9 protein-coding genes and 1 pseudogene are annotated in these 10,954 nt (G+C 72.4%); 7 read left to right on the plus strand and 3 right to left on the minus strand.

Translation table 11 applies throughout. From position 1 onward, the window contains the following. The coding region (locus AB0H81_RS40840) for a hypothetical protein (protein ID WP_358386607.1) at positions 1–1,096 on the minus strand (1,096 nt) is incomplete at its 3' end. 280 nt (positions 1,097–1,376) lie between these two features. Here AB0H81_RS40840 and AB0H81_RS40845 point away from each other — a divergent pair. The 5 genes from AB0H81_RS40845 to AB0H81_RS40865 all read left to right on the plus strand — a co-directional run bounded on the left by AB0H81_RS40845 (position 1,377) and on the right by AB0H81_RS40865 (position 5,293). Beyond that, the gene (locus AB0H81_RS40845) at positions 1,377–2,432 is read left to right on the plus strand and encodes an ATP-binding cassette domain-containing protein (RefSeq protein WP_358386610.1); all 1,056 of its coding nucleotides are present in this window, start codon (positions 1,377–1,379) and stop codon (positions 2,430–2,432) included. Then, positions 2,425–3,126, plus strand: coding sequence for an ABC transporter permease (locus AB0H81_RS40850; RefSeq protein ID WP_358386612.1), 702 nt, complete (start codon positions 2,425–2,427; stop codon positions 3,124–3,126). The genes AB0H81_RS40845 and AB0H81_RS40850 overlap by 8 nt, the downstream gene beginning before the upstream one ends. Further along, positions 3,123–3,821 carry an ABC transporter permease subunit gene (locus AB0H81_RS40855; protein ID WP_358386615.1) on the plus strand — a complete coding sequence of 233 codons (699 nt, stop codon included), beginning with the start codon at positions 3,123–3,125 and terminating at the stop codon, positions 3,819–3,821. Before AB0H81_RS40850 ends, AB0H81_RS40855 begins: the two co-directional genes overlap by 4 nt. Continuing rightward, positions 3,821–4,756, plus strand: a complete 936-nt coding sequence (locus tag AB0H81_RS40860; protein WP_358386626.1) for an ABC transporter substrate-binding protein — start codon at positions 3,821–3,823, stop codon at positions 4,754–4,756. Before AB0H81_RS40855 ends, AB0H81_RS40860 begins: the two co-directional genes overlap by 1 nt. A gap of 75 nt (positions 4,757–4,831) precedes the next feature. Beyond that, complete coding sequence (locus tag AB0H81_RS40865) at positions 4,832–5,293, plus strand: flavin reductase family protein (protein WP_358386629.1); 462 nt, start codon at positions 4,832–4,834, stop codon at positions 5,291–5,293. A gap of 15 nt (positions 5,294–5,308) precedes the next feature. On the opposite strand, the gene sppA is transcribed toward AB0H81_RS40865, so the two are convergent. Next, positions 5,309–7,006 (minus strand): signal peptide peptidase SppA, encoded by a 1,698-nt coding sequence (sppA, locus tag AB0H81_RS40870; RefSeq protein WP_358386618.1) that lies wholly within the window; start codon positions 7,004–7,006, stop codon positions 5,309–5,311. Positions 7,007–7,062: 56 nt separating this feature from the next. Here sppA and AB0H81_RS40875 point away from each other — a divergent pair, with 56 nt between their 5' ends. Both AB0H81_RS40875 and AB0H81_RS40880 read left to right on the plus strand, forming a co-directional pair. Then, complete coding sequence (locus AB0H81_RS40875; RefSeq protein ID WP_358386621.1) at positions 7,063–7,293, plus strand: hypothetical protein; 231 nt, start codon at positions 7,063–7,065, stop codon at positions 7,291–7,293. 24 nt (positions 7,294–7,317) lie between these two features. Further along, the gene (locus AB0H81_RS40880; protein ID WP_358386623.1) at positions 7,318–10,350 is read left to right on the plus strand and encodes a glycoside hydrolase family 38 C-terminal domain-containing protein; all 3,033 of its coding nucleotides are present in this window, start codon (positions 7,318–7,320) and stop codon (positions 10,348–10,350) included. 10 nt (positions 10,351–10,360) lie between these two features. Here the strand turns inward: AB0H81_RS40880 and AB0H81_RS40885 are convergent. Further along, a pseudogene (locus tag AB0H81_RS40885) lies at positions 10,361–10,954 on the minus strand (hypothetical protein); the annotation flags it as partial.

Genomic DNA, 10,954 nt, shown 5'->3' on the forward strand with positions numbered 1-10,954 from the left:
CCGGGCGCGGCACCCGCATCCTGGGCAACGTCACCACCGGCACGATGAGCGTCATAGGCTCGTCGTCCAGCACGTCACCCAGGATCGGCGCCGAGGACGCGCGGCCCCGGGCGGACCGCGGACCGCCCGGCGGCGGGAACACGTCGCCCGTGGCGAACGCGTCGCCGCCGCCCGGCAGGAAGACCGGCCCCTCCGGGGACTCTCCCGGCCGTGGCCGCTTCGGGATGAGCCCCTGGTCTCGGGCGGAGGTGAACGCCTGCCACGGGCGTACCAGACCCGTGCTCGGCCGGGCCCGGTCGGTCGCGGCCAGCGGGTCGCCCACCTTGGGCATCGGCTCGGTCGTCGCCTCGTGCGGCGGCACGCGGGACGGCGACGGCGGCTTCAGCAGCTCGGCCGGGAACAGCCCGGTGCTCGTCAGCGGGTCGCGCTCGCCGAGCGGCAGCGGCCAGACCGGCGGCACCGGCCAGCGCGGCTTGACGAACATCGGCGCGGCGTCGGCCGAACGGGATCCGGCGAAGTGGATGCGGAGCGTGCCGGGCGGCTCCGGCCACGGCAGGCGGCCGAGCACGTCGCGCAGCGGCGCGACGCCCAAGGCTCCGTACACGTCGGCCACCGGCTTCGGCATGCGGCGGGCGGCGGCGCGGTCGAGCGCGGCGCCGAGCAGCCTGCGGTAGCGGTGCGCGGCGGCGCTCACGAGCTCGCCGGCCGTGTCGGGCGCCACGTCGAGCACCCAGGCGAGCTCGTCGCGGTCCAGGCCGCACACCTCGGAGAGAAGGAGCACCTCCCGGTGGTGCGGGCGCAGCTCGTGCAGCGTGCGCTCCACCAGGGCGGAGGCGGGATCGATGAGCGGGTCGACGACAGGGGGCGCGTAGACGACGTCACGGCGCCGGCACTCGCGGCGGGCGAGCGCGTACAGCGCGGCGCGGGGCGGGGCCGTCGCGGGGACGCTGGTGAGGACGGACACCAGCACGTCGGCGGCGGAGCCGTGGTCGCCGAGCTGGTCAGCGCAGTACGCGAACAGCCCGGCGGCGTGACTGTCGTAGAGCTCGGCGACCAGCTCGGCGCGGGCACGCTGATCGGTGAGCGGCAGTGTCACGGGCCGGTTCCTCTTGCTGAATTGCTGCGGTGGGGGAGAGAGAAGGGACGGGCGGGCTCGGTGGTTCTCACCGATGGTGAGGCAATCATGCCAAGTCGCCACCATCGGCGCAGCAAGAGATCCAGTTTTGTTGCGAATTCCTGCTGGTGAGGTGAAGCGTTTAACCGTGGGGGTGACGCGACATACCGCTGTCAGCCGCCGTAGTGTGGGCCTCCAAGAGATCATGCGGCGGTCGTGGCAGGGGGGCCGCGACCCTGCCCGGGCAAGCGAGAGGTCGCGCGTGATCACATTCGACGCCGTCACGAAACGGTACGCGGACGGCACGGTGGCCGTGGACAACCTGTCACTCGAGGCGCCGACCGGTGAGATCACCGTGTTCGTCGGGCCGTCGGGCTGCGGCAAGACGACGTCCCTGCGGATGATCAACCGGATGATCGACGCCACGGAGGGGCGCATCCTCCTCGACGGCGAGCCGGTGCGGGACATCGACCCGCCCAAGCTGCGGCGCGGCATCGGGTACGTCATCCAGCAGGCCGGTCTCTTCCCGCACAAGAAGATCGTCGACAACGTCGCCACCGTTCCGCTGCTGCTCGGCTGGGACCGCGCCAAGGCCCGCAGCCGGGCCATGGAGCTGCTCGAACGCGTGGGCCTCGACCCCGCGATGGGTGAGCGCTACCCGTTCCAGCTCTCCGGAGGCCAGCAGCAGCGCGTGGGCGTGGCCAGGGCGCTGGCCGCCGACCCGCCCGTGCTGCTCATGGACGAGCCGTTCAGCGCCGTCGACCCGATCGTCCGCACCAGCCTGCAGGACGAGCTGCTGCGGCTCCAGGCCGAGCTGAACAAGACGATCGTCTTCGTCACCCACGACATCGACGAGGCCATCAAGCTGGGCGACCGCGTGGCCGTGCTGCGCGTCGGCGGGCAGCTGGCGCAGCTCGCCGACCCCAAGACGCTGCTGTCGGAGCCGGCCGACGACTTCGTCCGCGAGTTCCTGGGCCACGACCGGGGCATCCGCCGCCTGCAGTTCGTCGGCACCGAGGGGCTGCGGCTGCGCACCGACCTGACCGTGCCCGCCGGCTTCTCCGGCGGCTCGCCGGAGCCCTGGCTGCTCGTCGTCTCCGAAGACGGCCGGCCGATCGGGTGGGTACGGGGCGACGGCGGCGAGCCCGAGCCGTACGGCACGTTCCGGCCGGGCCGCGACTCCATGCGCTCCGCCCTCGACGCGGCGCTGCTGTCGCCGTCCGGGTGCGCGGTGGCGGTCGACGCGGGCGGCAAGGCCGTCGGCGTGGCCACCCGTGAGGCCCTCGACGAGGCGCTCGCGGAGGCCGCCGATGGGTGAGCCGTTCGTCGCGCGCCTGCTGGCGGACGGTCCGCCGTCGCTGTGGGAGTGGGTCGCCCGCAACTGGGACACCGGCCGGGTCGGCAGCATCAAGGACCTCCTCGGCGACCACCTCGTCATGTCGTTCGTGCCGATCGTCGCCGGCCTCGTGCTGGCCCTGCCGCTCGGCCTGGCCAGCGCCCGCTGGCGCTGGCTCTACCAGCCGGCGGCCGGCGTGTTCAACGTCGTGTACGCGCTCCCGTCGCTGCCGGTCTTCATGCTGCTCATCTCGGTCACCGGCCTGAGCAAGACCACGGTGATCATCCCGCTCACGTTCTACGCGATCGCCGTGCTGCTGCCCGCCGTGGTGGACGGCCTCGGCTCGGTGCCCGACCACGTGCGCCAGTCGGCCGTGGCGATGGGCTTCACCCCGCTGCGCCGCCTCGTCCAGGTCGAGCTGCCGATCGCCGTGCCGGTCGTGCTCGCCGGCCTGCGGGTCGTCGCCGTCTCCAGCATCAGCCTGGTCAGCGTCGGCGCCCTGATCGGCCAGGGCGGCCTCGGGATGCTGTTCACCCGGGCCTACCAGAATCCGTTCCTGCCGCCGGTCGTCGTCGGCATCGTGCTCATCGTGGCGCTCGCGCTGGTCGCCGACGGGCTGCTCGTCCTCGCGCAGCGGCTGCTGACCCCGTGGGTGCGGGCGAGGAGGGCATCGTGAGCTGGCTCGGCGACTTCTTCGGAGACCCGGCCAACTGGTCCGGCCCCGGCGGCATCCCCGCCCGGCTGCTGGAGCACCTGGAGTTCTCGGTGCTGGCGCTGGCCCTGGCCATGCTGGTCGCGATCCCGCTCGGCCTGCTCATCGGGCACACCGGCCGGGGCGGCGTCGTCGTGGTCGTCTCCGCCAACCTCGCCCGGGCCCTGCCCACGCTGGGCCTGCTGGTGCTGTTCGTGCTGCTGCTCGGCACCGCCTCGATCCTGCCGGTCATCATCCCGCTGGTGCTGCTGGCCATCCCGCCGATCCTGGTCAACACCTTCGAGGGGATCCGCGGCGTCGATCCGGAGCTGCGCGACGCCGCGTACGGGATGGGCCTGACCGGCGGGCAGGTGCTCGGCCGGGTGCTGGTGCCGGTGGCGCTGCCGTTGATCCTGCTCGGGCTGCGGCTGTCGGCCATCCAGGTCGTCGCGACCACCACGGTCGCCGCGTACACCGGGCTCGGCGGCCTCGGCCGTTTCGTGATCGACGGTTTCGCGACGAAGGATTACGCGAGCGTCGTGGGGGGTTCAGTACTGATTGTGCTGTTCGCACTCGCGGTGCAGCTCGTCTTCACGCTTCTCCAGCGGACGACGGTCTCGCCCGGCGTGAGCCGGCGGGTCAAGGTCCGTCAGGTGGCCTCAGGAAGGGAAACAACGTGATGAGACGTAGGTTCGGCACCGCGGCGGTGCTTCTGACGGCGGCGCTGGCCCTGACCGCGTGCGGCGGTGGCGGTGGCGGCGGCAACCCGCTCGACACCACGAGCGCGGCGCCCAGCGGCTCCGCCTCGGGCGGCACCGGTGCGGGCGCCGGCAAGGCCGTCATCGGCTCGGCCGACTTCGACGAGAACGTGCTGCTCGGCTCCATCTACGCGCAGGCGCTGCAGGCCAAGGGCGTGCAGGTCGAGGAGAAGCCCCGCATCGGCAGCCGCGAGGTCCTCTACGACCAGGTCAAGAGCGGCGGGCTGACGATCGTGCCGGAGTACAACGGCAACCTGCTCGCCTTCATCGACCTGCAGAGCAAGGCCAGCACGACCGACGACGTCAACGCGGCGCTGAAGGAGAAGCTCCCGGCCGAGCTGGAGGTCCTCACCTCCTCGCCCGCCGAGGACAAGGACAGCCTCTCGATCAGCAAGGACACGCAGGCCAAGCAGTCCCTCAACACCATGGAGGACCTGGCCAAGGTGTCGAAGACCATGATCGTCGGCGGTCCGCCCGAGTTCAAGAAGCGGTGGGAGGCGCGCTTCAAGGAGGTCTACGGGCTGGAGTTCAAGGAGTGGAAGCCCACCGGCCCCACCACGGCCGACGCCATCAAGGACGGCTCCATCCAGGTCGGCAACGTCTTCACCACCGACCCCAAGATGACCGCCAACAACCTGGTGCCGCTGCAGGACCCGAAGAACATCTTCCCGGCGCAGAACGTCACGCCCCTGGTGAACAAGGCCGCGGCGACCGACACGATCAGGACCACCCTGGACGCCGTCTCGGCCAAGCTCACGACGCAGTCGCTGCTGGACATGATGCAGAAGATCAGCGTCAACAAGGACGAGCCGGCCACGGTCGCCAAGGAGTGGCTGACCAGCAACGGGCTCGCCTGACCTCGGTGACGGGCCCCGTCGTCCGGGGCCCGTCGCCACCCGTCCTCGGAGGGGACCTTGGAATTCACGGAGGCGATGGCGCAGCTCGCCGCCGGGGTCGCGGTGGTGACCGTGCAGGACGGGCGTGACGACCTCGGCACCACGGTGTCGGCGCTCATGTCCGTCTCGCTCGACCCGCCGCTCGTCCTGGTCAGCCTGGCCGGCGGCGGCTATCTCTGCGAGGTGCTGCTGCGGCAGGACCGGTGGGCGGCCACGCTCCTGTCGTCCGGCCAGGCCGCGATCGCCAGCCGCTTCGCCACCGCCGGCCGCCCGAGCGCCCGCCACCTCGTGGCGGGCGTCGCGCACCACCGCGGCCCCCACTCGGGCGCGATCGTCGTCGAGAACGGGGTCGCCGCCCTGGAGGCGGAGACGACGCAGGTGCTGCCGGCGGGCGATCACACGCTGTTCCTGGCCCGCGTGGTGAACGTCCCCTACATCACCCCGACCCTGGCCCCGCTGATCCGCCTGCGCGGCCGCTACCGCCCGATGGGCGGCTGAACTTTCGCGGCTCCCTCAGCGGATGGTGTACCACCCGGGCAGGGCGAGCGGCCCCGCTGCCGGGAGCCCCAGCTCGGCCGACAGCCGGGCCAGCGGCCCCCACGCGTCGATCCGGACCCGGGCCAGCGCCGCCGCCTTGTCCTCGCTCGACTCCGCGCCGCGTAGCTGCTGCAACGGGTGGATGCGCGGGTAGACCCGCACCGGGGCGTCGTCGGCCAGGCCCGCCCGCTTGCGGGCCACGGCCAGCGCGTCCTCCAGGCCGCCCAGCTCGTCCACCAGCCCGCGCTCCCGGGCGTCGGCGCCGGTCCAGACCCGGCCCCGGGCCAGCTCGTGGGCGCGTTCGCGGGTCAGGTCGCGCGACTGCGCCACCTTGCCCACGAAGTCGTCGTAGATGCGGTCCAGCCAGGCGTTCACCCGCTCCCACTGCTCGGGCGAGAAGCCGCGCGTGGTGGAGAACATCCCGGCGTTCGCGCCGCCGGCCACCAGCTCGGAGTTGACGCCGATCCGCTCCAGCAGCTCCGACAGGACGGGCTTGCCGCCGAAGACGCCGATCGAGCCGGTCAGGGTCCCCGGCTGGGCGACGATCACGTCGGCGGCCATGGAGACGAAGTAGCCGCCCGAGGCGGCCAGGTCGCCCATCGACACGATGACGGGCTTGACCTTGCGGGTCAGCACCACCTCGCGCCACACGGTGTCGGAGGCGACGTACGAGCCGCCGGGGCTGTCCACCCGGAACACGACCGCCTTGACGTGGTCGTCGCGCCGGGCGGCGCGCAGCGCGGCGCTCACCGTGTCGGACCCCATCGCGCCGCCGCCACCGAGCGGGCTGCGGCCGCTGCGGCCCATCCTGATCTGCCCGTGGCCCTGGACGAGCGCGACCCCGTCGGCCGTGGGGTTGGGCAGCTTCCGCACGATGGCGGCCCGGGCGTAGCGGGAGACGTACTGCAGGTGCGCCTCGCTCCCGGCGGCCTTCTTGACCTCGTCGTACACCTCGTCCCGGTACGCGAGCCCGTCCACCAGCCCGGCCTCGGCCGCCTCGGACCCGATGAACGGCCCCCGGTCGATCAGTTCGCGCACCTTGGCCGGGTCCAGCCGGCGGCCCTCGGCGATGCCCGCCACGACCTGGTCGACGACGGACTCGACGATCCGCTCCATCGACTCGCGGTGCGGCTCGGTCATGTGGTCCTGGGTGAAGGTGTTGGCGGCGGTCTTGTACTCGTGCCGCTGGCCCAGCTCGTACCCGACGCCCAGCTTGTCCAGCGCCCCCTTGACGAAGCGCTGCTCCAGCGCCACGCCGGTCAGCCCGACGTCGCCGCTCGGCTGGAGGTAGACGCGCTCGAAGGCGCTGGCCAGGTAGTAGGGGACGGTGCCGTTGCCGAACTCGCCGTACGTCTCGGAGAAGGCGACGGTGAGCTTGCCGGAGGCGCGGAAGCGGGTCACGGCCTGCCGCAGCTCCTGGACCACGGCCAGCCCGAGCGGGTTCCCGCCGATCTTCACGACCAGCGCCTTGACCCGGGAGTCGTCGCGGCCGCGCTTGAGCCCGGCGAGCACGTCGGACAGGCGCGGCTTGCGCATGGACAGCACGGCCGACAGTGGATCGGTGGGCGGCCCCTCGGTGAGGCCCTCGGTGAGGTCCAGCTCCAGGACAAGCGGGGCGGTGCGCCGCTGACGAAGCTTGTCCACGGTCTCGAAGATCGCCTTGCCTGGGTCCATGAAGCCACCCTAAGCGACACATCTCGGACGCACGCGTCCGTCTGCGAGGCCGCAGTGTGGTCCACAGCCTGCACGCCCTGCGCAAGGAGTACATCGAGGAGCAGAAGTGTCCGGACGACGTCCGGACACAAGCCCAGGTCGGGGCGAGCCTGAACGGCATGTTCACCTCGAACCCGCGGCTCATCGTGGCAGGCACGACGATCTCCTTCGTGCCTATCGTGGTCGTGTTCGCGGCGCTCCAGCGGTACTTCTTCCGAGGCGTCGAGGAAGGCGCGACCGAAGGTTAGCCATCCAGGCATTCAGGAGTTCAGATGCATGACGACCGCAAACTTGTCGAAGGCCGGTTGAAGCGGGTCCTCGACGAGCGCATCCGGCCGGCCGTCCACCCGGAGTCCGTGCCCCTCGACGTGGCCGTCTGGCACGCCCCCGGCGAGCCGGTGCCCGTCGTGGAGGGCCTCGCGGCCGCGCCCGAGCCGATCGCGGTAGGCGACCGCTGGGGCGCGCCGTGGGGGACGAGCTGGTTCACGGTCACGGGCACGGTGCCGCCGGAGTGGGCGGGCCGTACCGTGGAGGCGATCCTCGACCTCGGCTTCGACAAGAACATGCCCGGCTTCCAGTGCGAGGGCCTGGTCTACCGCCCGGACGGCACGCCGGTGAAGGGCCTGCACCCGCTCAACGACTGGGTCCGCGTCGGCTCGCCCGTCGAGGGCGGCGAGGAGGTGCGGTTGCACATCGAGGCCGCCTCCAACCCGGTCATCCTCGACTACCACCCGTTCCTGCCGACGCCGCTCGGCGACAAGGAGACCGCGGGCACGCAGCCGCAGTACACGCTGGCCCGCATGGACCTGGCCGTCTTCGACGAGACCGTGTGGCAGCTCGTCATGGACCTGGAGGTGCTGGGCGAGCTGATGGCGGAGCTGCCCGTCGAGGGGGCCCGCCGCTGGGAGATCATGCGGGCGATCGAGCGGGCGCTCGACGCCGTGGACCTCCAGGACGTGAACGGCACCGCGGCCGCCGCCCGCGAGTGCCTGGCCGGCGTGCTGGCCACGCCCGCCATCCCCTCGGCGCACCGCATCAGCGCCGTCGGCCACGCGCACATCGACTCGGCCTGGCTGTGGCCGCTGCGCGAGACGGTCCGCAAGGTCGCCCGCACCACCTCCAACATGACCGCGCTGCTGGAGAGCGAGCCCTCGTTCGTCTTCGCGATGTCGCAGGCCCAGCAGTGGGCGTGGGTGAAGGAGCACCGGCCCGAGGTGTGGGCCAAGGTCGTCAAGGCGGTGGCGTCCGGCAGGTTCGTCCCGGCGGGCGGCATGTGGGTGGAGTCCGACACCAACATGCCCGGCTCGGAGGCGATGGCCCGGCAGTTCGTCCACGGCAAGCGGTTCTTCCTCGACGAGTTCGGCATCGAGAACGACGAGGTGTGGCTGCCCGACACGTTCGGCTTCGCGGCCGGCCTGCCGCAGATCATCAAGGCCGCCGGATCCCGATGGCTGCTCACCCAGAAGATCTCGTGGAGCCAGACCAACACGTTCCCGCACCACACGTTCCTGTGGGAGGGCATCGACGGCACCCGGATCTTCACCCACTTCCCGCCCGTCGACACCTACAACTGCTCGATGAAGGGCAGCGAGATCGCCCACGCCGCGCGCAACTTCAAGGACAAGGGCCTGGCCCGGCACTCGCTCGCGCCCACCGGCTGGGGCGACGGGGGCGGCGGCGCCACCCGCGAGATGGTCGCCAAGGCGGCCAGGATGCGCGACCTGGAGGGCTCGGCCGTCGTCACCTGGGAGACGCCCGCCGAGTTCTTCGCCAAGGCCGAGGCGGAGCATCCGCACCCGGCCGTCTGGGTCGGCGAGCTGTACCTGGAGCTGCACCGCGCCACGCTCACCAGCCAGGCCAGGACCAAGCAGGGCAACCGGCGCAGCGAGCATCTGCTGCGCGAGGCCGAGCTGTGGTCGGCGACCGCCGCCGTGCGGGCCGGCCATCACTACCCGTACGAGCGGCTCGACCGGCTCTGGAAGACCGTGCTGCTCCACCAGTTCCACGACATCCTGCCCGGCTCGTCCATCGCCTGGGTGCACCGGGAGGCCGAGAAGACCTACGTGGCCGTCGCCGAGGAGCTGAACGCGATCATCGACGGCGCCCAGCGGGCCCTGGCCGGCGACGCCGATGCCGGGACGCGGCTGCTGTTCAACTCCGCGCCCCACACGCGGGACGGCGTCCCCGCGGGCGGCGCCCACGCCCCCGCCACGGCCGCCGGCACGACCGTCGGCCCGCGCGAGGGCGGCGGCCACGTCCTGGACAACGGCCTGCTGCGGGTCGAGGTGGACGGGCGCGGCCTGGTCGTGTCCGTCCGCGACACCGCGGCCGGGCGCGAGGCCGTCGCCCCCGGCCAGGCGGCCAACCTGCTCCAGCTCCACCCCGACTTCCCCAACATGTGGGACGCCTGGGACGTGGACGCGTTCTACCGCAACACCGTCACCGACCTGGTGGAGGCCGACGAGGTGACGCCGGGGGAGGAGCCCGGCACGGTCAGGGTGACCCGCTCCTTCGGCCGCTCGACGGTGACCCAGGTGCTCGGCCTGCGGCCGGGCGCCAAGCGGCTCGACATCGCCACCGAGGTCGACTGGCACGAGACGGAGAAGTTCCTCAAGCTGGCCTTCCCGCTGGACATCCGCGCCGAGCGGTACGCCTCGGAGACCCAGTACGGCCACACCTACCGCGCCACGCACACCAACACGAGCTGGGAGGCGGCCAAGTTCGAGGCGTGCAACCACCGCTTCGTGCACCTGGAGGAGCCGGGCTGGGGGATCGCCCTGGTCAACGACTCCACCTACGGCCACGACGTGACGCGGACGGTCCGCGACCTGGACGCGGGCACCACCACCACGCTGCGCGCCTCCCTGCTGCGGGCGCCGCGCTTCCCCGACCCGGAGACCGACCAGGGGGTGCACCGGTTCCGGCACGCGCTCGTGCCCGGGGCGACGGTCGGCGACGCCGTCCGCGAGGGCTACCTCGTCAACCTGCCCGCGCGTCACCTGCCCGGCGACGTGGAGGTCGTCCCGCTGGTCACGCTCGACAACGACGCCGTCGTCGTGACGGCCGTCAAGCTGGCCGACGACGAGAGTGGCGACGTGGTCGTCCGCTTCCACGAGGCCCACGGCGGCCGGGCCACGGCCACCCTCACCGCGGGCTTCCCGGTGAGCGGCGTCACGGCGACGGACCTGCTGGAACGGCCCCTCACCGACACGCCGCACGAGGACGGCGTCACGTGGCGGGAGGACGGCGCGGTGGCGCTGCGCCTGCGGCCGTTCGAGCTGGTGACGCTGCGCCTGCGCCGCTGACCCGCCGCGGCTACTTGGTCAGGCTCTTGGCCGCCTTCTTCAGGGAGGCGGCCTTGGCCTTGGCGCTCAGCCGCACCTTCTCCGCGCTCGCCAGCTTCGCCGTGCCGTTCGTGCCGTGGGCCCAGGTCAGCCAGCCGGCCAGCAGCGAGGCGTCCAGCCGCTGCCGCGCCGTCTTCGACGCCTTCAGCACCCGGTACGCGGTGCCCAGCGACGACGCCTTGGTGATCTCGGGGAACACCTTGCTGGCCTTCTGCGCCAGCTTCAGGTAGCAGGTGAGCGTCGCGTCGGGGATCGTGCCGCTGGAGCGGTGGATCTCCACGGCCCACTGCTTGGCCGTCAGCCGCTTGGCGGCCTTGCCCCTCGTGCAGACCGGTGCCGCGGCGGAGGTGGCGGCCGGGGTGGGGGTGACTGTCACCGTGACCGTGACCGTGGGCAGAGGGATCGGGCTGGACGACGGCGTGGGCGTGGGATCGGGGTCGTCGTCCGTCGGGTCGGGCTCGGGCGCCGGGCCGCTGCCGTCCGTGGGGTCCGGCTCGGGGCCGGGGTCGTCGCCTGTCGGGGCGGGGGCCGGCGTCTGGCTGACCGTCGGCTGCGGGCTCGCGCC

It is taken from the genome of Nonomuraea sp. NPDC050691 (assembly GCF_040654455.1).
Lineage (GTDB): Bacteria > Actinomycetota > Actinomycetes > Streptosporangiales > Streptosporangiaceae > Nonomuraea.